The organism is Microbacterium deminutum (assembly GCF_039530205.1).
GTDB classification, from domain to species: Bacteria; Actinomycetota; Actinomycetes; order Actinomycetales; family Microbacteriaceae; genus Microbacterium; species Microbacterium deminutum.
This window is the reverse complement of the sequence record NZ_BAAAOG010000002.1, coordinates 36,820-62,165: the sequence shown is the minus strand read 5'-3', so window position 1 is coordinate 62,165 and position 25,346 is coordinate 36,820. Positions and strand designations below refer to the sequence as shown.

The window sequence follows — 25,346 nt, the reverse complement described above, 5'->3', positions numbered from 1 at the left end:
ATCGCTTGGATGAGCGAGTCCCGCGCAGTCGGCCTTCGAGAGCGCAAGCGCGCGCGGACGTCATCCGCCATCCACAACGCCGCCGTGCATCTGGTGCTCGAGCGCGGTTTCGATGCGGCGACGATCGATGCGATCAGCGAACGTGCTGATGTGTCCACTCGAACCTTCTTCAACTACTTCCCCTCGAAGGAGGATGCGGTCCTCGGAATCGACGAAGCCGCGATCTCCGGCGAGCTGGACAAGCCGCGCGAGGCGCCCGACGATCTGTTCCTCGCCGTGTTCGACCTGCTGTACGCGCTGTTCGAGGCTGGCGGCGGCAAGCACGACGACCCCGACCTGACGCGCGAGGTCATCCAGCGGCATCCCCAGCTCATGACCCGCCAGATGCTGCGGGTCGCCGAGGTCGAGGGGCGCCTGAGCGAGATCGTCGCGGAATGGATGGCGGGCGACCCGCGCTTCGCCGCCGACAGCGAGGCCGAGCGCCTCGACGAGGCTCGCATCGTCATCGGGATCTGCATGGCGACCGTGCGGGTCAGCATGAAGAAGTGGGCGAGCGAACGCAATGCCGGCGCCGCGGACGCCGACGGCTCCGTCGATCCGCGCAAGACCTACGAGCGTTCGATCACGACGCTCCGAACCGTGTTGGAGAGACTCTCATGACTGCTGCGTCCGTCCCCTCCGAGCAGGAAGAGGGCATGCCCTCGACCCGAAGCGTGCTTCTCGTCTTCGCCGGTCTGATGGTCGCGATGCTTCTCGCCTCGCTCGACCAGACCATCTTCAGCACAGCGCTGCCGACCATCGTCGGAGAGCTCAACGGCGTCGAGCACATGCTGTGGGTCACGACGGCCTACATCCTGGCGTCGACGATCGTGATGCCGGTGTACGGCAAGCTCGGCGATCTCGTCGGCCGCAAGTGGCTCTTCGTCGCCGCGATCTCGATCTTCCTGGTGGGCAGCGTGATGGGCGGCCTCGCCGATTCGATGGCGACGCTCATCGCGGGCAGGGCGGTCCAGGGCCTCGGTGGCGGCGGCCTGATGATCCTGGCGCTTGCGATCATCGCGGATGTCGTGCCGGCTCGTCAGCGGGGGCGTTACTCGGGGATCATGGGCGCGGTGTTCGCAGTCTCGAGCGTGGCGGGTCCGCTGCTCGGCGGGTACTTCACGGACGGTCCGGGATGGCGCTGGGCGTTCTGGATGAACATTCCGCTCGGCATCCTGGCGATCCTGTCGGCCATCTTCTTCCTGAAGCTGCCCCAGCGGGAGTTCGTGAAGCCGCGCATCGACTACCCGGGCATGATCGTGGTCGCGCTCGCGGCGACGAGCCTCGTGCTCTTCACGACGTGGGGCGGCAGCACGTACGACTGGAACTCGCCGATCATCATCGGCCTGATCATCGCGACGGTCGTCTTCGGTGTGCTGTTCGTCTTCATCGAGCGCCGGGCCGCAGAGCCCGTCATCCCGCTCGGGCTGTTCCGGAACCGAAACTTCAACCTCACCACCGCCGCAGGCCTGATCACGGGTGTGGCCATGTTCGGCGCGCTCGCCTACATGCCCACGTACCTGCAGATGGTCACTGGCGTCGGCGCAGCACAGGCGGGGCTCCTGATGATCCCGATGATGGGGTCGCTGCTCGTGTCGTCGATCGGCTCCGGCCAGATCGTGTCGCACACCGGCCGGTACAAGGCGATCCCGATCATCGGCATGCTGGTGACCGGGCTGGGACTGTTCCTGCTGTCGACCCTCGAGGCCACGACGGCGATCTGGATCATGTGCGTCTATCTCGCAGTCATGGGCTTCGGGCTCGGGATGTCGATGCAGATCCTGATCCTCGTCGTGCAGAACTCGTTCCCGCAGGCGATGGTCGGAACCGCGACCAGCTCGAACAACTTCTTCCGGCAGATCGGATCGTCGCTCGGCGCCGCGATCGTGGGCAGCCTGTTCGTCTCGCGGCTGACCGACATCCTGTCCTCTCACCTGCCTCCGGGAGGAACCGGCGACACCGGGCTGAACTCGCTGACCCCCGCGATCGTCGCCGATCTTCCCGAACCGATCCACTCGATCATCGTCAACGCCTACAACGACGCGCTGGCGCCGATCTTCCTGCTGATGGTGCCGCTCGTGCTGGTCGCCGCGGTCCTGCTGCTGTTCGTGGTCGAGAAGCCGCTCGCGACCCGCATCGAGAAGGTCGATGGCGAGCCGTCGCTGAACATGGAGGTGCTGGACGAGTCGCTGTCCGTGGGTGCCAACCCCACGGTGGAGCCGGTGCTCTCGGTCCACAGCGGCACGATCCGTGTTCCGCAGACTTCCGGTGGCGGGAGCGGAAGATCGGTCTGAGGTTCCTGGGCCCGCGCCCGGTGAGGCGCGGGCCGGCCTCTCTCGCCTCACGCGCCAGGACTTCACGCCTCATCCCTCGCTCGGCCGCCTCGGCCTAGATCCGCAGTCCCAGATCGCTCGTCCGGGTCACCGCTTCGCTGCGCGACGACACCCCGAGCTTCCGATAGAGCGAGATCAACTCGGACTTGACGGTGTTGCGGGAGATGTGGAGGCGCTCGCCGATCTCCCGCATCGAGAGGTGGGTGGGAAGCAGCGGGACGAGTCGCAGCTCCGCTGCGGTGAGGGATGACGCGCCGATCGTCGTCTCGCGGATCTCGCCGACTCGCGCCTGCAGCGATGCGACGGTCCTCGGCAGTGTGCCCAGGTCGGGACGCTCATGCAGGATCCGAGTCGCCTGGTCGAGCGCGGCAGCGGCCCCGTCCTGATCCGCGAAGCCCAGGTATGCGCGGGCGAGTTCGACGAGAGTCTGCACCGCCACGACCGGCAGCGCGTAGGTCAGCAGCGGTCGCAGCTGCGCCGCGCGCCGCGACAGGCGCCGGGCAGCGGGCATGTCTCCACCGTGCGCTGCCGAGCGGGCCGCCGTGGCGAAGACGAGCGCGCTGGTCCAATAGCCGTCGAGCCCGCCGTCCTCGACCATGCGGAGAGCACGCTGCGAGAAGGAGTCCGCGACGGGCCAGTCGTTCCGCTCGGTCGCCACGACACAGCGCTCGGCGAGGATGAGACTCACGAAGGGCATGTTCCCCTGCGCTGCCGCCAGGTCGGAAGCGTGCGCCATGACAGCATCGGCACGGTCGAGATCACGCTCGAGCAGGTAGGAGACTCCCTCGATGTGGGCCAGCGTGGCGCGGTACGGGCTCGCGGGACCGAGGCCGTCCCAGGCGGCTCTCGCCTCTCGACGCATCCCGGGCACTCCGTCTCGCGCGAGATTGGCGCGCATGTAGTCGAGCGTCCCAGCCACCGAGCTGCCATCCGGCAGCTGACCTGCTTCGCTCGGCAAGCGCTCGGCGACCTCGGCCCATCGCTCGGACTCGGCGGCTCGCCCGAGGAGCGCATGGATGAGCGAGCCGTGGGCCATCACTGCCGAGTAGTGACTTGCGGAGGGATGCCCCTCCAGCCACTGCATCCAGCGCAGAACGGTCTCGACGCGACCGCTTGCCCACACAGGGCTCATGAGCTCCAGGATCAGCACGGCGACCAGGTCTGCGTCTGCGGCCGCCTGAGCGTGCTCGACAGCCTCTTCCGGCATGCCGTTGGCGACGTACCAGGCAGCCGCTCGCGAGTGCAGTTCCGGGATGTCGTCGGGGCTCAGCACCCGCAGCTCGGCCTGTAGGTGCTCGCGAAGCAGGTGGTGGTAGCGGTACCACTCACGGTGACGGTCGAGGGGCACGACGAGCATGTTGCGGCCCACCAGATCCTCGAGCACCCGGGAAGAGCCGCTCACGTCCGCGATCGCGTCGCAGAGCGGTCCGCTGAGGCGATCGAGCACCGAGGCCCGCAGCAGAAGGCGCGCCTCGTCGGCCGTGACACGCGAGAGCAGCTCGGAGCGAAGGTACTCTCCGACCCATCGATCGTCACCGCCGAAGGCGAAGTCGCCGATCGGCGTGCCCTCCTTCATGGCCCGCGCGGCGAGGTACAGCCCGACGGGCCAGCCTTCGGTCTGCTGAAGCAGCCGGCCGCTCAGAGCGGCTTGCGCGTCCACCCCCGCTCCGGCCATCAGCGCTTGGGCCTCAGCCTCGGACATCGCCAGCTCCGACGATCCGAGTTCCAGGATGCGACCCTGGGAGCGCAGCCGTGCGGTGGGGACCGGCAACGGCTCGCGAGAGGCCAACGCCAGTTGCCAGTCCGGCGGCACTCGCATCGCGAATTCGGCGAGGGCGGCGTGGGACTCCGCGCTGGAGACATGCTCGAGGTGATCGAGCACGATGGTCATCGGGGGGCCGATCGGCTCAATGGCGGCGACGAAAGCCGGGACGATGCCGATGCTTCCGCCACTCGCTGCAAGCAGCCGAGAGGCCGCAGGGCCGAGTGGAGCGACCGCATCGATCGCGGTGGCGACCGCTGTCCACAGCGCGGCGGGGTCGTCATCCGTCTTCTCGCACGACACCCATGCCACTCGCGGCCCCAGACGCCGGACCCACTGCGCGAGGAGCGTGGTCTTGCCGTAGCCGGGGGGTGCGACGAGGGCGATGACGGGCGAGTCGGATGCGGTCAGCCGTTCGATCAGCGCGGTGCGGGTGACGATCCCGGCGCGAGCAGCCGGCGGACGGAACCTCGGCCCGAGCGTTGGCGAGAGGCTCGTCTCGGCGGATGGAGGATCCGCACTCAGACGTGGCGGATCCTTCACGCCCCCCGGCACTCTGCCGAACCTACTCGGCAGAGACCTGAGAATCAACGCGCTGAGACGCGCAGTCCCCAACTCGCACGCCAGGACGCGCCGGGTGCCAGCTCGATGAGGTCGAGCCCGCTGCGGAACGCGTCGGGAAGGCAGCTCATCGGCTCTATCGCGACGCCGGCGCGACGTCGATCGGCCGACGCCACCTGGTCGGCGGTGTAGACCATGAGGTAGGGGTAGCCCTCGTCCACCCACAGCTCGATCCATCGACCGTCGCCGGGGGCCTCCAGTCGCGCGACTGCTCGCCCGTCGTCGCCGCGTGCGAGCTCGCCGAACGCCGTGTCCAGTTCCGTCGACGCGATCGACCGGGGCCGCGTGAAGTCCTTCGCCGTGCCGCTCACGGGCACCATCCGCGGTGTCTCGGCGGGGACCTCGGGGTCGAGGAAAGCGATCGCCGGCACGGTGAGATCAACGTGGTCGACCAGGGGGGTGCCCACGGTGAGGTAGGGGTGGAATCCCACACCGAAGGGCGCCTGCTCGCGGTCGACGTTGAGGGCGACGAACGTCGTGGTCAGCTCCGAGTCGGCCACCGTGTAGGTGACCTCGAGGTCGAGCTGCCACTCGTAGGCGGGTTGCGGACGGATGACGCACGAGAGGGAGACTTGATCGCTTCGGCGGGACACCACCGACCAGTCGAGCCACCGCACGAGTCCATGGATCGCGTCGTGCCGCGCCGGCTCGTTGAGCGGCGCCTGGCACTCGTGTCCCCCGTAGGTGTAGCGTCCGTCGGTGAGTCGGTTCGGCCACGGCGCCAGCACCTGACCTCGCCCGTCCGTCGACCGCTCGTCGATCGTGAAGCCGTCGATGACGTCGAGTCCCTCCACCGTGAAGGTCCGCAGAGTCGCTCCGACCTCGCTGATCGTCGCCCTCGAGCGGCCCGACGCGATCACGTACTGTTCGCCTGAGGGATGCCGCATCCATCTGCCTTTCTTCGTCACTTCGGGCCGGAAGCTCGGCCGGCTGTGCGCGCTGTCAACCGAGTCGTGCGAGCAGGTGATCGCCGACACGCAGCGCGTTGGCCATCGCCGTGAGGGCGGGGTTGACCGCCCCGATGCTCGGGAAGAAGCTCGTGTCGACGACATACAGGTTGTCGAGCTCGTGCGCCTTGCAGTCGGTGTCGAGCACTGACGTCGCGGGGTCGTCGCCGAAGCGGACGGTACCGGCCTGGTGCGCGCATCCCGCGACCGGGATGTCGTTCTTCATGTAGATGTCCCGCGGAATCAGGTGGTCGGGATGCATGCCGAGGTGGCTGAGGTGCTTCTTGACGCGGTGATACAGCTGGTCCAGGGGCTCCCGGTTGTTGGGGGTGTAGCTCAGGGTGACCTCGCCGCTCCTGCCCACCGTGACCCGGTTGCCGGGATCGGGCAGGTCTTCCGCCGACAGCCAGAAGTCGACCGCGTGCTCGGCCATCTCATTGAGCGCGAACATCGGCGAGAGCTTGGCGATCGGCTTCTCGCCGCGGTACATCGGCGCCGACGACTTCCCCACCATCTGCACGTTGCCCATCGGATACTCGAAGTCGTCGTCACCCAGGTACCAGTCGTTGAGGCCCAGCGTCTTCTGGAAGCGGGTCTCGTTCTTCTCCAGCGAAATGGCGAGGAACGCCCGGCTGTTGTGGAAGACGTAGTTGCGTCCCACCTGGTCCGATCCGTTCGCGAGACCGTTCGGATGCGTGTCGCTCGCGCTGGAGAGGAGCAGCTTCGCGGAGTTCACCGCGCCGGCCGACACGACCACGATCGAGCCCGAGAACCGCTGCTCGGCCCCGTCGACGTCCGCGACCACGGACGCGATGCTGCCACCTGATGGATCGGTTTCCAGCCTGCGCACCTCCGCATTGCGCACGAGCGTGACGTTGTCGTGCGCGAGCGCGGGCCGCACGGCGATCACATCGGCGTCGGACTTGGCGTGCAGGAGGCAGGCGAATCCGTCGCAGGTGGCGGTGCGGATGCAGGCGCTGAAGGCCGGATTCGACTCGTCCAGCATGATCCCGTTGGGGGAGTGGAAGGGGTGCAATCCCACCCGGGCGAGGTCGTCGAACAACTTCTGAATGCGCGGCTCGTGTGACACCGGCGGGTAGGGGTACGGTCCGCCTGGTGGATCCGAGGGGTCTTCGCCGCGGATGCCGTGGACCTGATAGAGCTCCTCGGCCTGGGCGTAGTACGGCGCCATGTCGTCATAGCTGATCGGCCATGCCGGCGAGATTCCGCCGTGGTGTCGCAGTTCGCCGAAGTCCTGCTCGCGCAGTCGGTACAGCGCCGCTCCGTAGAACTTGGTCGCCCCACCCACGAAGTAGTGGATCTGCGGCTGGAAGGCCTTGCCGTCCTTGTCGTACCAGGTGTCCTTCGAGACGTACCGGTTCTTGACGAAGACCTCTGCGGCATCCCAGTTCTGCGGCTCGCGCGGCAGCCAGTCGCCGCGTTCGAGGATGAGCACCCGCCTGCCCGAGGGGGCGAGGCGGTGCGCGAGAGTCCCTCCGCCCGCCCCGGATCCCACGATGATCACGTCGTAATCGTCGGCCACGGATTCCTCCTCGAGCGGTCCGGTCGGTCGCCCTGCCGCCGGTGTCACAGCGACAGCTCATCGAGGCGGTCGGCGAGGATGATCCGCGCCGCCGCCTCGATGAGGGCGAGGTGTGAGAAAGCCTGTGGGAAGTTGCCCAGGTGGCGTGCGCGGTCAACTTCGAACTCCTCGGCGTAGAGCCCGAGCGGCGACGCGATCCGCAGCAGCCGCTCCAGCATGTCGGCGGCCTCCTGCGGTTCGCCGACGATCGAGAGCGCCGACACCAGCCAGAACGAGCAGATGAGGAACGTGCCTTCCTTGCCGGACAGCCCGTCGTCGGTCTCGCCGGTGACGTACCGCAGCACGAAGCCGTGCTCGGTGAGCTCGGACGAGATGGCGTCGACGGTCTTCTTCATGCGCTCGTCGCTGCCCGGAAGGAAGCCGAAGATCGCCGCAAGCAGGGTTGAGGCATCCAGTGCATCGGTGTCGTAGTGCTGGCGCAGCACGCCGCGGTCGCTGACGCCGTGGGCGAGGATGTCGGCGCGGATCTCGTCCGCGGCCTCGGCCCAGGCCTTCTCGAGCGCGAGGTCCTCGCGGATGCCGGCGAGCTTCGAGGCGCGGTCCAGCGCCACCCAGCACATCAGCTTCGACGAGACGTAGTGCTGCGGGGCGCCCCGGGCCTCCCAGATCCCCTGATCGGGCTCGCGCCATGCCGCCAGGGCACCCTCGGCCTGCGACTTCACCAGCGGCCACAGCCGACGTGGCAGATGCTCGCTGCGGCGGGTGTGCAGCAGGAGGGAGTCGAGGACGGCGCCGTAGACGTCGTTCTGTCGCTGGTCGAACGCGCCGTTGCCGATCCGGACCGGCTGTGCTCCTTCGTAGCCGGAGAGGTCGTCGCGGGTGGTCTCGGTGAGGTCCCGCCGGCCGTCGATGCCGTACATGATCTGCAGGCCGCCGTCCTCGTTCGGCTCGAGATCGGCCACGAACTGCATGAACTCGTCCGCTTCCCAGTCGAGGTTGAGGAAGTGCAGGGCTTGCAGGGTGAAGGTGGAGTCCCGCATCCACGTGAATCGGTAGTCCCAGTTGCGTTCGCCTCCGGGGGTCTCGGGCAGCGACGTGGTGAGCGCGGCCACGGTGGCGCCGGTGGGCATGTAGGTGAGGCCCTTGATCGTCAGCGCGGACCGTTCCAGTGGGTGTCGCAGCGAATGGTCGGGGATGCGCGCCCGTGCCAGCCAGCGCCGCCAGAACGCCACGGTCCGCTCGATCCGTGCCATGGCATCCGCCGCGTCCACGGGGCCGGCGAACCCTTCCGCCCACGACAGCGCGCAGAACGCCCTGTCGCCCTTCGCGAGCGTGTGCCGGGCCCTCGTCGAGCTCCCCTCGACACCGATCAGCAGGTCGGTGCTGAGCCGGAACGTCTGGCCGGCGCCGGTGGCGTCGGCGGCATGCCACTCCTCATCGACGAGCTTCCACTCGGCCGGCGCGCGCCCGTAGTCGAACGCGGGCTCGCATACCAGCTCCACCTCGACCATGCCCTCAAGGCACTCCACGACGCGCACCAGCAGGTGCTCGGCGTCGTCGTCCGCCGGCGGCCTGGTGTGCGGAGTGACCCGATCCGGGCCCTGTCGCGGCCCCATCGTCAGGGCGTCGTGCACCAGCAGCCAGCCGCCCGGAGTGTGCCATGTCGTCGTGAGCACGTTCGTCCCGGGCACGTACGAACGCTGGGTCGGCACGTTGATGCCGTACGGGCCGAACCGGAACGAGCCGGCGCCCCGGTCCAGCAGGTTCCCGAACGCGCTCGGGGAGTCGAACGCCGGCACGCACAGCCAGTCCACCGAGCCGTCGGGGGCGACGAGGGCCCCGGTGTGGCAGTCCGAAAGGAAGGCGTAGTCGGCGATCGGCGGGAACGGGGAGTTCGAGAGACTCACGACCTCACCCCGCTCGCCGGCTTCACGATCCACGGGCCCTGCCAGCCGCCGTGATCGGCGACGAGGGTGGAGGCGATCGCCGGCCCCCACGTGCCCTGGGCGTACGGATGCGCGGGCGACGGGTTGTCGACCAGCGGCTGCATGATCCGCCAGTTCTCCTCGACGATATCCTGGCGGTTGAAGCGGGCGGAGTTGCCGACGATGGCCGCGTGCAGCAGGACCTCGTACGGCGTCGGACCCTCGCCGCCCTCATCGGCGAACTCGACGTCGAGGGTGACCGCCTCGGGCCCCTTCCCGTCGGCGCGGTGGGCGTCGACGATGAGCCGGGCGCCGGTCGACGGATCGAGCTTGATGACGAACTCGTCGCGCGCCGGTCGCCTGCCGTCGCTCCCGCCGAGTCCGAGGTGGACGGGTGGCGGCTCGCGGAACACGACGCGCACCTCGGTCTGCGTGACCGGCAGTCGCTTGCCGGTCCTGATGTAGAACGGCACGCCCTGCCAGCGCCAGTTGTCGATCTCCAGCCGCAGCGCCGCATAGGTCTCGGTGGTGGAGCCCTCGGCCACGCCGTCGATGTCCTGATATCCGTCGTACTGACCCCGGATGTAGTGTGCCGGCTCCGCGGCCTTGACCGACCTGAAGAGCGTGACGGCGGCGTCGCGCAGCGCTTCCGGACCCTGCGCGGAGGGCGGTTCCATTGCGGAGGCGGCCAGCACCTGCAGGAGATGGTTGACCACCACGTCCCGAAGCGCCCCGACCGGATCGTAGAAGTGGCCGCGGTCCTCGACGCCGAAGTCTTCGGCCATCGTGATCTGCACGCACTCGACATAGCTGCGGTTCCACAGCGGTTCCAGGATCGTGTTCGAGAAGCGCAGGTAGAGGATCTCCTCGTAGCCCATCTTCCCGAGGTAGTGGTCGATGCGGTACAGCTGCTTCTCGTCGATGTGCTGGTGCAGATCCGCTGCCAGCGCCTTCGCCGACTCCAGGTCGTGGCCGAACGGCTTCTCGACGACGACGCGCGCAGCAGCGGTCAGCCCGGCGTCCGCGAGACCCTTCACGACGGTGCCGAAAAGGAACGGCGGGATCTCGAGATAGAACACCGGATGCTGGGCGCCGCTGATCGCCTGGCCCACCCGCTGGAACGTCGCCGCGTCGCCGAAGTCGCCCTGCACGTAGGCCAGGCGCCCGGTGAACCGCGCGAAGACCTCTTCGTCGAGCGGCTCGCCGGTGGCGACGATCGAGTCCCGCGCCCGGTTCACCAGCTGTTCGAGCGTCCAGTCGTCGACCGCGACTCCGACGATCGGGCAGTCGAGCAGCCCTCGTCGCTCGAGCCGGTACAGCGAGCGGAAGGTCATGACCCTGGCGAGATCGCCGGTGATCCCGAAGACCACCAGGACGTCTGCGACAGCCGACCACTGGTCGGCGGCGGGGGATGTCGTCGGGGCAGTCGAATCAGTCATCGCACTCTCCGAACTCGATACGAGCCTTGGCTCGATCATCAAACCAATACGCCCCGGGGCCCGCGACACCCCAGATGGATGAAATGGCCGCGGCCGCGGCGCGGTCTCCGATCACTCCGCCGGCACGACGGGATGCGGTTCCCCTACCCGTGCCGCGGGTGTCGCCGTACCGCCCACGCGGCGACGGAGCACGACGTACGTGTACCCCTGGTACAGCAGCACCACAGGGAAGAAGATGGCGGCCACAATGGTCATCACCGTGAGCGCGTACTCGCTCGACGCGCTTCCCGCCACGGTCAGGCTGTAGTCGGCCGATGTGCTCGAGACGAGCACGTCGGGGAAGAGGCTGGCGAACAGCGAGCCGACGGTCGCAGCGATGGCGACGGCCGTCGCCACGAAGGCGCCCTTCTCGGCGCCGCGCCTCGACAGCCACAGTCCCACCGCGATCGCGATCAGTGCGAGGGCGAGCATCACGTAGGAAAGCCAGCCGGGCCGGGCCATGAGTGCGGTCCACACCGCGAACACCGCGACCATGACGAATGCGGCGATGCCCAGCATCCCGGCCCATCGCAGCCCGCGCTCGCGAAGCACGCCGGTCGTCCGGATCGCGACGAACGTCGCGCCGTGGAGCAGGCAAAGCGCGACGAGCGTGAGCCCCGTCCAGATGCCGAACCCGGTGAAGATGCTCGACACCCCGCCCGTGAAGGCGCCATCCGCGTCGAGCGGAAGCCCCGCCAGCAGGTCTCCCAAGGCGATCCCGAGCACGAGGGGCGCCACGACGCTGCCCCCCGTGAGAGCGAAGCTCCATCCCTCGCGCCAGGAGTCCCCTCGGCCCCGGCCGCGCCACTCCAGTGCCACCCCCCGGGCGATCAGAGCGACCAGGAGCAGCATGACAGCGAGGTACAGGGCCGAGAGCCACGTCGCGTACCACGCCGGGAAGGCCGCGAAGATCGCGGCCGCGCCCACCACGAGCCACACCTCGTTCCCGTCCCAGAACGGGGCGATCGTGTTGATCACCGTCCGGCGCTCGATCTCGGTCCGGCCGACGCGCGCGTGCAGTGCGCCGACACCGAAGTCGAAGCCCTCCAGGACGAAGAAGCCCGTCCAGAAGACGGCGATGATGACGAACCAGACATCCGCGAGATTCATCCCATCCTCCTCAGCGGGCCACGTCAGTAGGTGAGGACCGGGGCGTCGCGGTCGTCGGCGGGGACTTCCTCCCCGGGAGCGTCGAGATCGCGCCTGGCGAATCGGAGCATCAGGACGACGTCGATCACGAGCAGGAAGATGAACAGCGCGTAGAACGCGATGAGGCTGATGATGACCTCGGTCGACGACACCGTCGCCGACACGCCGTCCGTCGTCTTCATGAGTCCCTGCACGATCCACGGCTGCCTCCCGCTCTCGGTCAGCATCCACCCCGCGGTGTTCATCAGGAACAGGAACGGCACCGACCAGATCGTGACGAACAGGAAGACCCTGGATGCCGGCAGCTTCCGTCGCACTGCGTGCCACACGCCCCACAGCGACAACAGGAAGAACAGGGTGCCGAGGTAGGCCATGATGCGCATCGACCAGTACTGGAGGCGGACATCCGGCACATAGTTTCCAGGACCGTACTGCGCCTCTTCCTGCGCCTGCAGCTCGTTGAGCCCGACGACCTGCCCGTCCCACGTGCCCGTGGCGAGGATGGAGAGGAGATGCGGCACCTCGAGGATCTTGGTCGGAGTCTCGTCGGAACTGGTGAACCCGCCGATCTGCAGCAGCGAGAACGAGCACGGCTGGCAGGTCTCCCATTGCCCCTCGGCCGCGGCGATCTTCATCGGCTGATACGTCGTCTCGATCACGCCGAGGTGACTGCCCACGCCGAGCTGAAGCAGCGACGCCGGCAGCAGCACGACCAGTGACAGCAGCGCCGAGGTCTTGAAGGCTTCGTGCCCACGTCGTAGCTGCCACGCCGAGACAGCGAGCATCACGACGGAACCGGTGACGAGAGCCGCAAGGATGACGTGGATGTACCCCCAGATGAAGACCTCGTTGGTGAAGAGGTCTCCGATCGACGACAGCACCGGGCGACCCGTGTCGGGATCGGTGGTGTAGCCGACCGGATGCTGCATCCACGAGTTGGCGGCCATGATGAACGCCGCAGACAGCATCGCCCCCGCGGCCACGAGCCACGCCGACAGGAGATGGATGCCGCGGGGCAGCACCTTCCATCCGAACACCCAGAGCCCGAGGAAGGTGGACTCCAGGAAGAACGCCGCGAGGCCCTCCATCGCCAGAGGGGCACCGAACACATCGCCGACGAACAGCGAGTATGCCGACCAGTTCATGCCGAACTGGAACTCCTGCACGAGGCCGGTGACCACGCCGATTGCGACGTTGATGAGCAGCAGCGTGCCGAAGAATCGGGTCAGCTTCTCATGGCGGACCTCCCTGGATCGATACCACCTCGTGTGGAGGATCGCCAAGAGGAAGGCCAGCCCGATCGTGACCGGCACGAAGATGAAGTGATAGATGCTCGTCGACGCGAACTGCAGGCGAGCAAGATCGGTCGCGTCCACGTCAGGGCCCTTCACGCCGCAGACGATGCGGCATCGCGTTCGCCACGGTCGCCGATGGCACGGGCCCACGCGATCGTGCCGCTTCGCGAACCCCTGGGTGGAGTCGGATCACTCATCGCGGCCTCCATACTCGTTGGCGGGCCTGGCCCGACCATCCAACCAACCGGCCGTGGCAGCCCACGACACCCAAGATGGATGAAATCGCGACGGCGCCGCGCCGCCCGCTTCGCGGATGCAGGGAAGATACTCAGAGGGTCCGAGTCGGCCGTGAGAGGAGACGTCCATGACCAGAACCGCGGTTCCCCAGCGCGAGCGAGGGACGCGGATTCGGGCCGCTCGCGGACAGAATCCGTCAGCTCGGCCTCACGTTCGGGATCCACGTGATGCGCGACATCCCTCTGAGCGCCGTGGATCAGGCGTTCTGCGAAAGTGAGTGCAGGCATTTCACGCTTACCCGCATGACTTTCTCGACTCTTGTTGAAACCCGGAGCAATGATGCACGACAACCGCCTCATCACCGAAGGGCGCATCGACAGATTCGTCCGCGACAGCCTCATTCCAGCGCTCTACATCCAGACCGTCCCCCTCGCGATCGGCGTCTGGGACGACCTCGACGAACCGCTGCCGTTCACGCACGCGGTGGCCCAGGACTATCGCCCGATCGAGCTGCCGTACACCTGGGGCAGGGCCTGGTCGACGTCGTGGTTCCACGTGACCGGCCAGGTGCCGAAGGGATGGCTGCGCGGCGACGACGCGGCGACACGCGTCGAGCTGGTCATCGATCTCGGCTTCACCCACGATCGGCCCGGCTTCCAGGTCGAGGGACTCGCGTTCCGTCCAGACGGCACCACGGTCAAGTCCATCAACCCTCGCAGCAGCTACGTCCCCGTCCCGCAGAACGGCGATGGGACGGTCGACCTCTACATCGAGGGTGCGGCGAATCCCGACATCGCCGGTGACTGGACCTGGAAGCCGACGCCCCTCGGTGAGAAGAGCACGGCCGGCGACGGGCTTCTATACGTGCTCGGGCAGTGCGATGCGGCCCTCATGGACGTCACAGTGTGGGAGCTCACGCAGGATGTCTGGACGCTCGACGGACTCATGAAGCAGCTGCCCGTCGAGTCCCCGCGCCGCCACCGGATCCTCGGGGCGCTCGAGCGGATGGTCGACGTCGTCGACCCCGACGAGGTGTCGGCGACCGCCGCGGCGGGCCGCGAAGCCCTCGCACCCATCCTCGCCCTTCCCGCGTCGCCGAGCAGCCACAGCGTGGTCGCCGTCGGGCATGCGCACATCGACTCCGCCTGGCTGTGGCCCATCCGCGAGACGATCCGCAAGTGCGCACGGACGTTCTCGAGCGTGATCGCGCTGATGGATGCCGATCCCGAGTTCCGGTTCGCCTGCTCGTCCGCGCAGCAGCTCAAGTGGATGAAGGACGGCTACCCCGAGATCTTCGAACGCATCAAGGAGAAGGTCGCCGCCGGGCAGTTCATCCCCGTCGGCGGCATGTGGGTGGAGCCCGACATGAACCTCCCGGGTGCCGAGGCGATGGCGCGCCAGTTCGTCGCGGGCAAGCGGTTCTTCCTCGAGGAGTTCGGCGTCGATACGCGCGAGGCGTGGGTGCCCGACACGTTCGGCTACTCGGGCGCCATCCCGCAGATCATCAAGGCGTCGGGCACGGACTGGTTCCTCACGCAGAAGATCTCGTGGAACCAGACGAACACGATGCCCCACCACACGTTCCTCTGGGAGGGGATCGACGGCACCCGGGTCTTCACGCACTTCCCGCCCGCCGACACGTACGCCGGCGAGGTGTCCGCCGCGGACCTCGCCCGCGCTGAGCGCACCTTCCACGACCACCGCGACGGGTCGGTCTCGCTCCTGCCGTTCGGCTTCGGCGACGGCGGCGGTGGCCCGACGCGGGAGATGATGGCCGCCGTCCGGCGGACGCGATCGCTCGAGGGCTCGCCGACGGTCGAGGTCGACACGCCCGAGCGCTTCTTCGAACGAGCCGCGGCCGAGATGACCGAGCCCCCGGTGTGGAGCGGCGAGCTCTACCTCGAGCTGCACCGCGGGAGCTACACCACGCAGCACCGCACGAAGCAGGGCAACCGCCGCAACGAGCACTGGCTCCGCGAAGCCGAGCTGTGGGCCGCGACCGCCGCCGTGCGCACCGGAGCGGAGTATCCGTACGACGACCTCGAGCGCATCTGGCAGCTCGTGCTGCTGCAGCAGTTCCACGACATCCTCCCCGGGACCTCCATCGCATGGGTCCACCGCGAGGTCGAGCAGAACAACCGCGAGCTCGCCGCACAGCTGCAGACGCTGATCGCCTCTGCCCTCGCGAACTTCGACGTCGGCGACGGCGCGGAATACCTCGCGAACGCCGCTCCGTTCGCTCGCGACGGAGTGGCCGCCCTCTCTGCGGGCCGCCGCACCTTGCGTGAGGGCGGCGCGCCGACCCTCGAGCAGACGGCCGACCGTCACGTGCTCGACAACGGCCTCGTGCGGGTCGTGGTGGATGCCGACGGTCTGATCGTCTCGCTCGTGGACCTCGCCACCGGCCGCGATGCCATCGCCCCCGGTGCCGCGGGCAACCTGCTCCAGCTGCACCGCGATCTCCCGAATCAGTGGGACGCGTGGGATGTCGACGACCACTACCAGCGAGTCGTGAGCGACGAGACCGGCGTCGATGCCATCACGGCGGCGCAGGACGCCGACACGGTCTCACTCACGATCGAGCGCTCATTCGGCAGGTCGCACGTCACGCAGGTGCTCAGGCTCCGTGCCGGCAACCCGACGCTGCACATCGACAACGACATCGATTGGCACGAGCGGCGCAAGATGCTCAAGCTCGCTTTCCCGCTCGACATCCACGCCGATCGCGTCGCCGCCGAGACGCAGTTCGGGCATGTCCAGCGACCCACGCACAGCAACACCTCATGGGATGCCGCACGCTTCGAGCTGTGCGCGCATCGATGGGTGCACGTCGCCGAGCCCGGATTCGGTGTCGCCATCGCGAACGAGTCCAGCTACGGCTACGACGCGCTGCGCTCCACGCGCGCGGACGGCGGCACCACCACGACGGCCCGGGTGTCGCTGCTGCGCGGACCGACGTTCCCCGATCCGGTCGCCGACGAAGGTCGCCACACGATCGATCTCTCGGTGCGTGTGGGAGCCGACGTGCGCGCCGCGATCCGCGATGGCTATCGGATCAACCTCGCGGAGCGCTCGGCCCTCGGCCCAGTAGCGCCGCTGGTGCGGACCGATCATCCTGCGGTGCTCGTCGAGTCGCTGAAGCTCGCGGAGGACCGCAGCGGCGACGTCGTCGTGCGACTGTACGAGTCGGAGGGTGCTCGAGCGGCTGCCGAGCTGACGCTCGACTTCGACGTCGACGACGTCGTCGTGACGGATCTGATCGAGCGTGAGATCGCGGCACCCGCAGGCTTGGCGCACGACGGACGGTCGGTGCGCTTCACGCTACGTCCGTTCCAGCTGCTGACCCTCAGGATCCGCCGCACACCCTCCCCCGATCGTTGAGCGAGGAGCGAAACGACCGAGACGAAACGGACCTGAGGTCTCGGGGTGGTCAGGCGCGTTCTTCTCGCTTCGCTCGCTCAACGACCGGACGACCCCGGCTCGCTCCGCTCGACGACCGGGTCAGCCCGGGATGAGCATGATGGAAGCTCCCGGCCGAGGGTCAAGGCCGAGTCGTCGTAGATGCCTCCCTCGACGATCGAGACTCCATCCGAAAGGGAGTGGTCCCCTTGGACGATCGCGCGCGGGTCGGCGAGTGGTGCGGCTTCGAGGCGCAGGTGCCGAGGAATATCAGCGCTGTAAATTTCAAGTGATCCTAAGATGAGCGACATGAAAAGCGGAAGGCCCGGCAATCGTGTCAGGCTCGAGGATGTCGCGAAGCTCGCCGGCGTCTCGATGAAGACCGTGTCGAACGTCGTCCACGACTACCCGCATGTGTCCGCGACGACACGGGAGCGCGTCCAGGCCGCGATCGACCAGCTCGGATATCGGCCCAATCTCACGGCGCGGACGCTCGCCACCGGCCGGACGGGGATGCTCGCGCTCGCGATCCCCGAGATCGACCAGCCGTACTTCGCCGACCTCGCGCGCCACATCGGCGAGGAGGCGACGCGCCGCGGCTACCGGATCATCGTCGAGCAGACCCTGAAGGACCTCGAGGCCGAGCGCGCCGTCATCCGGGATCGCGAGGAGGGCCTCGTCGACGGCGTGATCTTCCAGCCGGTTCGCATCGACACGATGGAGATCGCCCGGCTGCGGCCCGACACCCCGCTCGTGCTGCTGGGTGAAGGCGCGCGGCCGCTCACCGCGGATCACGTGATGATCGACAACGTCGCAGCGGCGCGCGACGGGATGGACCTGCTGCTGCGGCAGGGAAGGAGGCGGATCGGCTTCCTGGGGATGGTGCGCCGCGATCCCACCCAGTCGACGCACCTGCGACTGCTCGGCTATCAGGAGTCGCTCCTTGCGGCAGACGCCATCAGCGACCCGGCGCTCGTGGTCGAGACCGACTGGTTCGGGGTCGACGACGGTATCACCGCGCTTCGGGCCGCGCTCGACGCCGGTGCGCGGTTCGACGCTCTGTTCTGCAGGGACGATCTGTTCGCGATGGCCGCGCTCCGGGTCCTCGACCGGGCTGGACTGCGTGTTCCCGACGACGTCGCCGTGCTCGGCTGGGACGACACGGCGCTCGCGCGATACAGCACTCCTGCGCTCTCGAGCATCTCGCCCGACAAGGCGGCCATCGCACGCACGACGCTGGACCTGCTCGAGGATCGCATGGCCGGATTCGACGGCGTGGGCAGGCACCGCACCGTCGCCCACGCGATCGCCGAACGCGACACGACGGCTGTTTCCGGGTAGTTTACAGCGCTGGAATTCGCCTCTAAGCTCTCCAACATGCCCCCCGAGATCCGAGCGTCCGTCCAGGACGGCACCTACGCGCTCGGAGCGGCGCCTCGGCTGACGAAGTAGACGCCGGACGGCTACTCGTCGTCTGCGACCGTCGTGGACTTCCTGCGCTCGAGCAGCCAGTGGACCTCGTGCGTCTGCGGATGCCGCCACTCGCGAAGCCGGTACTCGAATCCCGGAAGCAGCACCATCGGTATCGGTTCGGGCGATGCCGGAGCGACCACCCCGATCACGATCTTGGCCTCGAGCGGAATGAACGGGGACTGGGCGGGGATCGGTCCGGTGACGATCTCGACCGGATCGCCATAAGGACGAGCCATGCAGTGACGGTAGCACAGCAACCCGATTAGGCATCTATAAGATCGCGATGCGTACGTTCAGCAATCACTTAGGGTGACATTAGCGGAGCGTTACCGGACGGGCGATGATCGCTGCATCTGGTCCCCAATGCGGGTTGTAGTCCCGCCCTCAGCGGTACTCGACTTTCAGCGTCGTCGAATGCTCGCACCGCGCGATGAGATCGCCGCAGCCGCTCGGATACCCGGGGTTCGGGTTCGGCGCGTAGTCCCAGTTCCATGTGCCTCCTGGCGGCGGAGGCAGGTGGACATCCATCGCCTTACCGCGATAGGCGTCGAAGTAGAACCAGAGAAACTCGATCCCGTTGGACGCCTTCTCCTTCACGACAGGCTGATTGCAGGTGGGATACGTCGAGTACGTGGGAGGCTTCACGGGAGTCAGTGCGAGCCGGAGGTTCCTGCCCTCGGCGTACTTTCCGCTCCTCGCCACCACGTCGATCTTCTGCGAGCCCTTCACCGAGGTCTCGCACTTCTGGTCCATGACCGTGACCAAGATGTCCCGCTGCGTCCTGCCGGTCACGGTGCCGCGCCACATCCCGGGCTTGACCTGTATCAGATCGCCGTCGAGCCGGTCCTCCCCGGCCTCCGCCCCGCCGAGGACCTTCCCGCCCATCATCGCGCGGAAGTCGTCGGCAAGGCTCAGATGCAACGTCGTTCCGTCGGACGATCCGGTCGACCGCCGTACCGACTGACCGTTCGAAATGCACGCGGCGAGGGTCGCGACCAGGGCGATGACGACACCGCCCGCCGCGATGCGCCGCAGGCGCGACATCGACGCACCGAACCCCCTTCGGCGCTCCAGCCTGGCCGACATCCGCTCGTGCACGTCACACCGCCGCTGAGCTCAACTGTAGGCTCGTTCAGCCCGCCCATCAACGGGCGGCTCAGGTGCGGTCGGAGCTGTCCTCGACGAGATGGATGGTCGCCGACGGGCACAGGGATTCCGCCTCGCGCGCAACCGCCCACTCGGATTCCGGCGGGTTCTCGTCGACGACGCTGACGAATCCGTCATCCTCATCACGGTTCGCGAACACCCTCGGCGCGATCTTTCCGCAATTCCCCGAGGCGATGCACGTCGTGGGGTTCACGGTCACCTTCATGCTCGCTCCCTTCTCGAGCCATGGTATTCGCGTTCGTCACGTACGCGTCGACGTGCGGGGGTCTCAGGCCGGGGCGTTCAGTGCTCCGAAGGTGGCCTCGATGTCCGCCATCTCCATGGCGGCCGTCGCCTCGATCAGCGCGATGAGGTCCTTGTCGGCTCCAGGGGAGAACTCCTCGAACCGTTCGGGCGAGATCGTCGACGGGACACCCTCGGGCGCCTGCTCGCCGGCGTCGAGCTTGGTGCCGTCCTTGGAGGGAGACATCCCCTGGAAGATCTTTCCGGCCTCGGACTGCCCGGTCAGGTCGAACGAGTACTGCTTGCTCTGCAGCCCGAGATCGAGCAGACGCTTCACCTCGGGGAACTTCTGGGCGTTCGTCTTCGGTATCGGAAGGGTGTTCTTCCAGTTGATGCCGAGGGTCTCGAGCGCCTTCGCGAAGGCGTTCTCGTGCGCCTGGTCCCGCACGATCAGGTACGAGATCGTCGAGCGGGCGGTCTTGTTGGCCGTCATCTCGTACATCCGGCACTTCTGCAGGCGTCCGGTTGACTCGAGCATCAGGTTGTAGAGCAGGTCGAGCACCAGGTTCCCGGAGTTGTAGACGTAGCTGCCGCTCCACGGGTTGCCGACGGAATCGACCGGCAGTGCACCCTGCGCGCCCACCAGGTAATGGTGGATGTTGCCCTGGTCCAAGGCGATGTTCAGCGGGATCGCCCCAGCCGATCCGGGCTTGTCGATCGGATCGGACTTCTTGCCCTGATAGGCCGGCGATCCGTCCAGCAGACGCGAGATCGTCGTGCCGATCAGTTCGACGTGGCTGATCTCCTCGGTTCCGACGCCCTGGATCAGGTCGCGGTACGGCTTCGCGGCAGCCCCCCGGAAGTTGATGCTCTGGAAGAGGTACTGCATCATCGTTCGCATCTCGCCGAACTGGCCGCCCAATCCCTCCTGCAGCGCGTTGGCGGCTGCCGGATCCGGCTCGTCCTGCTCGATCTCGTTGATGAGACGCTGCACGTGGAAGTACATGGATCCTCCTGGGAGTCGGGGTTGTCACCACTCTTACCGGGTATCGCCGAAGAAGCGGCGGTGTCGACAGGCGATGCGACGCCGGGTAACGTCGCGGCCGCGAGCGCCTGTCGGCACGTGCATCTTCTGCCGCCGAGGTCACCGGCTCGAGCGCCGTCGCTATTCGAAGTCCTGGGTGAACTCCGGTGGGCGCCGGCCGCTGAGATGCTCGGAGACCGCGGTGGGATGAAGCGCGCGACTTCGGCGATCAAGTTCAGCGACCACGTCAGCGTGCGTCTGCTCGTCGACGCCATCCGTCGCGTGCGTTGCGTACAGCTGGCTGGCCGGCCCGAGAAGGAATTCGGCTGAGATGCTCTCGCCGGTCGATGCGACGATCGGCACAGTGATGACGTCCGACGCCTGGGTTTCGGCGAGGGCTCGGGCATACCGCAGCAACGCGCCGCACACGTCATCGGTCACCAGAACCGAGTCACCCATATAGTGCAGCGCCATCACTCCGCCATCATGTCCCCCGGGCAGATTCGCGGGGTGGGGTTGCGCGAACCCCCCGTCGTCCATAGCCTCACGGGCGGGCGCGAGCCCACGTTTCCCGACGCTGCACACGGGTGCGCCGGGGCCGCCCGTCCTGGTCGCCATCGAGTGTCCGCGGCCGAGGGACTGCACACCGAGGGGCTCTTGGCAAGGGCGACCGATTATTTCCGGTCGTCCCGTAGTAAGGGACAAGCCGGTTCTTCTCGACCGGCACTCGAGAGGGGCAATCATGCCGGAAAACTATGAGCCGGAGTCGACGAACGGATCGGGTGTCGTCCTCGGCGATACGTCGACGTCGCTCGACTCGGCGAAGCACGAAGCTTCAGAACTGAAGGACACTGCGGTCGGGCAGGCGAAGGATGTCGCCGGAACCGTGAAGAATGAGGCATCAGCCGTTCTGGGCGAAGCGAAGTACCAGGCGAAGGACCTCATCGCACAGACTCAGAGCGAGCTCAAGGAGCAGGCGAACACCCAGCAGCAGCGGGTCGCGGCCGGTCTGAGGTCGGTCAGCTCAGAGCTGGACTCGATGTCGGCCAACTCCCAGAACGCCGGCGTGGCCACGGATCTCGTCCGTCAGCTGTCGGGGCGCATCTCCGGCGCGGCGACGTGGCTCGGCGACCGCGACCCGGGTTCGGTCCTCACCGAGGTGAAGCGATACGCGCGGCGCAAGCCGGGCACGTTCATCGTCGCAGCAGCACTGGTGGGTGTCGCGGTCGGTCGTCTGACGCGCGCACTCGCAGCCAACGCATCGGACGCCGGCTCACACGCCGCCTCGGGCAACGGGGCAGTGGACGCGCAGTGGACGCCCAACGGCACCACCCCCGCGTTCGCGATCACGGACGAGGAGACTCCCCTGTACGCGCAGTCCACGGCTGTCCGCGGTGACGTCCTCTCTTCGGAGGGTGACGATGTCCGATCCGACACCTTCTGAGGCGAAAGCCGCGACAACGTCGCTCGGAGATCTGCTCGGCGAGGTCAGCCGAGACATCTCGACCCTGATGCGTCAGGAAGTCGAACTCGCCAAGGCTGAGCTGAAGCTGTCGGCGACGCGAGCTGCGAAGGGCGCTGGGATGCTCGGCGGGGCCGGCTACGCCGCGCTCATGGCCGTGTTCTTCCTGTCGGTCGCGCTCTGGTGGGCGCTCGGAACCGTGATGGGCGGCGGCTGGGCCGGCGTCGTCGTCGCGATCATCTGGGCGATCATCGCGCTGATCCTGTTCCTCGTGGGGCGCGGTCAGCTGAAAGAAGTGCAGGGCACCCCGCAGACCGTGGAGACCCTGAAAGAGATTCCCGAAACACTCAAGAGGAACGAGGAGAACCGATGAGCGATTCACCCGACGACATCCGTGCCGATATCGAGAACACCCGACGCGAACTGGGCGGTGACGTCGACGCTCTCGCCGACAAGGTCTCGCCGTCTAAGATCGTGGGACGCCAGACCGACAAGGTGAAGAACGCGCTGGGATCGGTGCGGGACCATGTCATGGGCGCTGCCGATGACACCGGCTCTTCGCTGGCCGGCGCCGGATCGTCGGCGGCAGCACACGCCGTCGACGTGAAGGACCGCGTGGTCGCCAAGGCGGAGGGCAACCCCCTCGCCGTCGGGCTGATCGCGCTCGGCGCGGGCCTGCTGGTCGCGTCGCTGATCCCGGCTTCGACCAAGGAGAAGCAGATCGCCGCCGATGTCAAGGACCAGGCGCAGCCCCTCGTCGATCAGGTGACGGATGTCGCGAAAGAGATCGGCGCGAACCTCAAGGAGCCTGCGCAGGACGCCGCGACGGCCGTGAAGGATGCCGCGACCGACTCGATCGAGACCGTGAAGTCCGACGCCCAGTCCGCGACCGCTGAGGTCAAGGACCAGGCCGAGCAGGCGCGAGTGAACGTCTCCGGTCACTGACCGGAGTCCCGTACGGGCGGAGCCGCGCACAGCGTGGCCCCGCCCTTTTCATGAAGGACCCGAGATGACTGCAGATACGAAGCTGGCCGATCGGCGCACCACCGACTCCGCACCGGCGCCGGATGACCCGGCCAAGCCCGACTCGCCCGACGATCTCGACAAGCGATCGTGGAAGTACGTCCTCGTCAAGACGCTCCGCGAGTTCTCGTCCGATCAGTGCACCGACATCGCGGCGTCGCTGACGTACTACGCGGTGCTGTCAATCTTTCCCGGACTGATCGCGATCTTTTCGCTGCTGGGCGTCGTCGGTCAGGGCAAGGCCGCGAGCGACGCCATCCTCGGGATCGTCGACCAGGTCGCCCCCGGCGACACGGCCGCCGCGATCCGGGGCCCCATCGAGCAGATCGCGAGCTCGCCGGCGGCGGGATTCGCGCTGATCAGCGGCATCCTGCTGGCGATCTGGGCGGCCTCCGGCTATGTCGGTGCGTTCAGCCGCGCGATGAATCGCATCTACGAGATCGATGAGGGACGCCCGTTCTGGAAGCTCAAGCCGGTGCAGCTGCTGGTCACCGTGATCGCGATCGTGCTGATGGTGGCCGCGGCGATCATCCTGGTGGTGTCCGGACCGGTCACCGCGGCGGTGGGAACCGCGCTTGGAGTGGGTCCGGCGGCGCAGATCCTGTGGTCGATCCTGAAGTGGCCGGTGCTCGTGTTCATCGTCGTGCTGATCGTCGCGGTGCTGTACTACGCCACCCCGAACGCGAAGCAGCCGAAGTTCCGCTGGATCAGCATCGGCGCGCTGCTCGCGATCGTGGTGCTCGCGGTGGCGACACTGGCATTCGGCTTCTACATCGCCAACTTCTCGAACTACGACAAGACCTACGGGTCGCTGGCGGGCATCGTCATCTTCCTGCTGTGGCTGTGGATCGCGAATCTGGCGCTGCTGTTCGGGGCGGAATTCGACGCGGAGCTGGAGCGCGGCCGCCAGCTGCAGGCCGGGATCGCCGCAGAGGAGGAACTCCAGCTGCCGCCTCGCGACACCCGCAAGAGTGACAAGACCGCGGCGAAGGAAGCGAAGGATGTCGCGGAAGGCCGTCGCATCCGCGAACGGCAGGGCGAGCAGAGCCCGGATGCCACAGCCGCTCAGGACGAATGAACGAGCGTCTGCAGCAGTTCCGGGCCCGACGATGAACCGACGTCAGAACGCGGACATCTTCCTCGTCGCACGAATCGACACGCACAATTGGCAGATCTTGAACAAGGGCTATCCGGTGGGCGACGGGCGACACCTCGTGGCGCTCATCCGCGAGATCCATCGTGACCAAGTGCAGGTGGAGTGGTTGCAGACGATGTCGCTTCCCACGACGTACACGACGGCGGTCGAGGTGCTCGACGCGGTCACGGGCTGGGCGGGTCGCGCAAGCGCAGCGACCCGGCCGATCCCCATCCCGCACCTGCCGCCCCGCGACCGCCGAGCTGAATGAGCGGATCAATGCGCTGCATCGCGAGAGGGAGGTGGGCCGGGTGAAAACGGCGTCAGGTGTCGAGGAAAGAGTGGTGCGCATCGCGCAGATGTCGTTCCGGATCAGGTCGTCCACGCGTGCCGCCTCATCGAGGACCTTCGTCCTGATTCACGGCATCGGCACCTCGCACCGGTACATGGCCCGCCTGCACGATCAGCTTGCGACTCAGGGCGACGTCCACTCGATAGACCTGCCGGGGTTCGGGGGGATGCCGAAGCCCACCTGGTCTGCGACCGTCTCGGACATCGCCCGCGCCCTCGGCGAGCTGCTCACCGAACTCGAGGTGGCGCACGCCATCCTGGTCGGGCACTCGATGGGTTCCCAGTGGGTGGTCGAACTCGCCGCCCGGCGTCCCGAGCTGGCCGGCATGGTGGTTCTGATCGGACCTGTGACCGACGACGAGCACCGGTCGGTGCGGGCCCAGTCCGCGGCGCTGATTCGCGACATCCTGGGCGAACCGTTCGATGCGAATCTGCTCGTCTTCGCGGACTACCTGCGATGCGGTCCGGTCTGGTACTCGAAGCAGCTGCCGCACATGCTCGCCTACCCGATCGAGCGGCGAGTCGCTGCACTGTCCGCGCCGGTGCTGGTCGTCCGTGGCGGCAGCGACCCGGTCGCCGGAGTCTCCTGGTGCCGGCGACTGCGCGACAGCGCGCAGAACGGCCGGCTCGTGGCCGTTCCGTCCCACCGTCATGTGGTGCAGTTCACCGCGGCACCCGCCGTCGCCTCTGCCATACAGGCGCACCTGCCCGGATCCGAGCTGTGGCAGCCCCGGCCCGAGCTGCGGGTGCCGTGAGCCCGA

22 protein-coding genes are annotated in these 25,346 nt (G+C 67.6%); 10 read left to right on the top strand and 12 right to left on the bottom strand.

The features are described from left to right. Positions 1–9: 9 nt before the first annotated feature. Positions 10–660: a TetR/AcrR family transcriptional regulator gene (locus ABD212_RS06655; protein ID WP_344092618.1), complete on the top strand. Its 651-nt coding sequence runs from the start codon at positions 10–12 to the stop codon at positions 658–660. Next, the gene (locus ABD212_RS06650) at positions 657–2,333 is read left to right on the top strand and encodes an MDR family MFS transporter (RefSeq protein WP_344092616.1); all 1,677 of its coding nucleotides are present in this window, start codon (positions 657–659) and stop codon (positions 2,331–2,333) included. The genes ABD212_RS06655 and ABD212_RS06650 overlap by 4 nt, the downstream gene beginning before the upstream one ends. A gap of 94 nt (positions 2,334–2,427) precedes the next feature. Here the strand turns inward: ABD212_RS06650 and ABD212_RS06645 are convergent, their stop codons facing one another. The 7 genes from ABD212_RS06645 to ABD212_RS06615 form a co-directional block, all read right to left on the bottom strand. Further along, entirely contained in the window at positions 2,428–4,677 is a 2,250-nt protein-coding gene (locus tag ABD212_RS06645) for a winged helix-turn-helix domain-containing protein (RefSeq protein ID WP_344092614.1), read from the bottom strand. 44 nt (positions 4,678–4,721) lie between these two features. Then, positions 4,722–5,642, bottom strand: coding sequence for an aldose 1-epimerase family protein (locus tag ABD212_RS06640; protein ID WP_344092612.1), 921 nt, complete (start codon positions 5,640–5,642; stop codon positions 4,722–4,724). A 55-nt stretch (positions 5,643–5,697) separates the two neighbouring features. Beyond that, positions 5,698–7,245 carry a GMC oxidoreductase gene (locus tag ABD212_RS06635; RefSeq protein WP_344092610.1) on the bottom strand — a complete coding sequence of 516 codons (1,548 nt, stop codon included), beginning with the start codon at positions 7,243–7,245 and terminating at the stop codon, positions 5,698–5,700. Between the two features lie 44 nt (positions 7,246–7,289). Then, positions 7,290–9,185, bottom strand: coding sequence for a glycoside hydrolase family 15 protein (locus ABD212_RS06630; protein ID WP_344092607.1), 1,896 nt, complete (start codon positions 9,183–9,185; stop codon positions 7,290–7,292). Further along, a complete protein-coding gene (zwf, locus tag ABD212_RS06625) occupies positions 9,149–10,609 on the bottom strand; it encodes a glucose-6-phosphate dehydrogenase (RefSeq protein WP_344092605.1) in 1,461 nt (486 codons plus the stop codon). Before zwf ends, ABD212_RS06630 begins: the two co-directional genes overlap by 37 nt. Before the next feature lie 111 nt (positions 10,610–10,720). Further along, the gene (gene cydB, locus ABD212_RS06620) at positions 10,721–11,758 is read right to left on the bottom strand and encodes a cytochrome d ubiquinol oxidase subunit II (RefSeq protein ID WP_344092603.1); all 1,038 of its coding nucleotides are present in this window, start codon (positions 11,756–11,758) and stop codon (positions 10,721–10,723) included. 23 nt (positions 11,759–11,781) lie between these two features. Beyond that, entirely contained in the window at positions 11,782–13,188 is a 1,407-nt protein-coding gene (locus tag ABD212_RS06615; protein WP_344092601.1) for a cytochrome ubiquinol oxidase subunit I, read from the bottom strand. Between the two features lie 480 nt (positions 13,189–13,668). Here ABD212_RS06615 and ABD212_RS06610 point away from each other — a divergent pair, with 480 nt between their 5' ends. Then, the gene (locus ABD212_RS06610; protein ID WP_344094095.1) at positions 13,669–16,710 is read left to right on the top strand and encodes an alpha-mannosidase; all 3,042 of its coding nucleotides are present in this window, start codon (positions 13,669–13,671) and stop codon (positions 16,708–16,710) included. A gap of 318 nt (positions 16,711–17,028) precedes the next feature. Continuing rightward, positions 17,029–18,069, top strand: a complete 1,041-nt coding sequence (locus ABD212_RS06605) for a LacI family DNA-binding transcriptional regulator (RefSeq protein WP_344092599.1) — start codon at positions 17,029–17,031, stop codon at positions 18,067–18,069. Positions 18,070–18,191: 122 nt separating this feature from the next. Here ABD212_RS06605 and ABD212_RS06600 read toward each other — a convergent pair whose 3' ends face one another. From ABD212_RS06600 to ABD212_RS06580, 5 genes are all read right to left on the bottom strand, one after another. Continuing rightward, positions 18,192–18,437 (bottom strand): hypothetical protein, encoded by a 246-nt coding sequence (locus ABD212_RS06600; RefSeq protein WP_344092597.1) that lies wholly within the window; start codon positions 18,435–18,437, stop codon positions 18,192–18,194. Between the two features lie 148 nt (positions 18,438–18,585). Then, positions 18,586–19,245 (bottom strand): hypothetical protein, encoded by a 660-nt coding sequence (locus ABD212_RS06595; RefSeq protein WP_344092594.1) that lies wholly within the window; start codon positions 19,243–19,245, stop codon positions 18,586–18,588. A 112-nt stretch (positions 19,246–19,357) separates the two neighbouring features. Continuing rightward, positions 19,358–19,573, bottom strand: coding sequence for a ferredoxin (locus tag ABD212_RS06590; protein WP_344092592.1), 216 nt, complete (start codon positions 19,571–19,573; stop codon positions 19,358–19,360). A gap of 63 nt (positions 19,574–19,636) precedes the next feature. After that, positions 19,637–20,596, bottom strand: coding sequence for a manganese catalase family protein (locus ABD212_RS06585; RefSeq protein ID WP_344092590.1), 960 nt, complete (start codon positions 20,594–20,596; stop codon positions 19,637–19,639). 159 nt (positions 20,597–20,755) lie between these two features. After that, positions 20,756–21,088 (bottom strand): hypothetical protein, encoded by a 333-nt coding sequence (locus ABD212_RS06580; protein ID WP_344092588.1) that lies wholly within the window; start codon positions 21,086–21,088, stop codon positions 20,756–20,758. A 268-nt stretch (positions 21,089–21,356) separates the two neighbouring features. Here ABD212_RS06580 and ABD212_RS06575 point away from each other — a divergent pair, with 268 nt between their 5' ends. The 6 genes from ABD212_RS06575 to ABD212_RS06550 all read left to right on the top strand — a co-directional run bounded on the left by ABD212_RS06575 (position 21,357) and on the right by ABD212_RS06550 (position 25,340). Continuing rightward, the gene (locus ABD212_RS06575) at positions 21,357–22,058 is read left to right on the top strand and encodes a hypothetical protein (RefSeq protein WP_344092586.1); all 702 of its coding nucleotides are present in this window, start codon (positions 21,357–21,359) and stop codon (positions 22,056–22,058) included. Beyond that, positions 22,036–22,449 (top strand): phage holin family protein, encoded by a 414-nt coding sequence (locus ABD212_RS06570; RefSeq protein WP_344092583.1) that lies wholly within the window; start codon positions 22,036–22,038, stop codon positions 22,447–22,449. Before ABD212_RS06575 ends, ABD212_RS06570 begins: the two co-directional genes overlap by 23 nt. Beyond that, positions 22,446–23,021, top strand: coding sequence for a DUF3618 domain-containing protein (locus ABD212_RS06565; protein WP_344092581.1), 576 nt, complete (start codon positions 22,446–22,448; stop codon positions 23,019–23,021). The genes ABD212_RS06570 and ABD212_RS06565 overlap by 4 nt, the downstream gene beginning before the upstream one ends. A gap of 64 nt (positions 23,022–23,085) precedes the next feature. After that, positions 23,086–24,177, top strand: a complete 1,092-nt coding sequence (locus ABD212_RS06560) for a YihY/virulence factor BrkB family protein (RefSeq protein WP_344092579.1) — start codon at positions 23,086–23,088, stop codon at positions 24,175–24,177. 31 nt (positions 24,178–24,208) lie between these two features. After that, a complete protein-coding gene (locus tag ABD212_RS06555; RefSeq protein ID WP_344092577.1) occupies positions 24,209–24,505 on the top strand; it encodes a hypothetical protein in 297 nt (98 codons plus the stop codon). A gap of 73 nt (positions 24,506–24,578) precedes the next feature. Next, complete coding sequence (locus ABD212_RS06550; protein WP_344092575.1) at positions 24,579–25,340, top strand: alpha/beta fold hydrolase; 762 nt, start codon at positions 24,579–24,581, stop codon at positions 25,338–25,340. Positions 25,341–25,346: the final 6 nt, after the last annotated feature.

Excerpts from the sequence above, each read along its gene's own strand:
- ABD212_RS06560 (WP_344092579.1), top strand. The coding sequence starts at position 23,086 with ATGACTGCAGATACGAAGCTGGCCGATCGGCGCACCACCGACTCCGCA.
- zwf (WP_344092605.1), bottom strand. The coding sequence starts at position 10,609 with ATGACTGATTCGACTGCCCCGACGACATCCCCCGCCGCCGACCAGTGG.
- ABD212_RS06580 (WP_344092588.1), bottom strand. The coding sequence starts at position 21,088 with ATGGCGCTGCACTATATGGGTGACTCGGTTCTGGTGACCGATGACGTG.
- ABD212_RS06590 (WP_344092592.1), bottom strand. The coding sequence starts at position 19,573 with ATGAAGGTGACCGTGAACCCCACGACGTGCATCGCCTCGGGGAATTGC.
- ABD212_RS06605 (WP_344092599.1), top strand. The coding sequence starts at position 17,029 with ATGAGCGACATGAAAAGCGGAAGGCCCGGCAATCGTGTCAGGCTCGAG.
- ABD212_RS06585 (WP_344092590.1), bottom strand. The coding sequence starts at position 20,596 with ATGTACTTCCACGTGCAGCGTCTCATCAACGAGATCGAGCAGGACGAG.
- ABD212_RS06570 (WP_344092583.1), top strand. The coding sequence starts at position 22,036 with ATGTCCGATCCGACACCTTCTGAGGCGAAAGCCGCGACAACGTCGCTC.
- ABD212_RS06555 (WP_344092577.1), top strand. The coding sequence starts at position 24,209 with ATGAACCGACGTCAGAACGCGGACATCTTCCTCGTCGCACGAATCGAC.
- ABD212_RS06650 (WP_344092616.1), top strand. The coding sequence starts at position 657 with ATGACTGCTGCGTCCGTCCCCTCCGAGCAGGAAGAGGGCATGCCCTCG.
- ABD212_RS06565 (WP_344092581.1), top strand. The coding sequence starts at position 22,446 with ATGAGCGATTCACCCGACGACATCCGTGCCGATATCGAGAACACCCGA.
- ABD212_RS06655 (WP_344092618.1), top strand. The coding sequence starts at position 10 with ATGAGCGAGTCCCGCGCAGTCGGCCTTCGAGAGCGCAAGCGCGCGCGG.
- ABD212_RS06610 (WP_344094095.1), top strand. The coding sequence starts at position 13,669 with ATGCACGACAACCGCCTCATCACCGAAGGGCGCATCGACAGATTCGTC.
- ABD212_RS06595 (WP_344092594.1), bottom strand. The coding sequence starts at position 19,245 with ATGTCGCGCCTGCGGCGCATCGCGGCGGGCGGTGTCGTCATCGCCCTG.
- ABD212_RS06600 (WP_344092597.1), bottom strand. The coding sequence starts at position 18,437 with ATGGCTCGTCCTTATGGCGATCCGGTCGAGATCGTCACCGGACCGATC.
- cydB (WP_344092603.1), bottom strand. The coding sequence starts at position 11,758 with ATGAATCTCGCGGATGTCTGGTTCGTCATCATCGCCGTCTTCTGGACG.
- ABD212_RS06575 (WP_344092586.1), top strand. The coding sequence starts at position 21,357 with ATGCCGGAAAACTATGAGCCGGAGTCGACGAACGGATCGGGTGTCGTC.
- ABD212_RS06640 (WP_344092612.1), bottom strand. The coding sequence starts at position 5,642 with ATGCGGCATCCCTCAGGCGAACAGTACGTGATCGCGTCGGGCCGCTCG.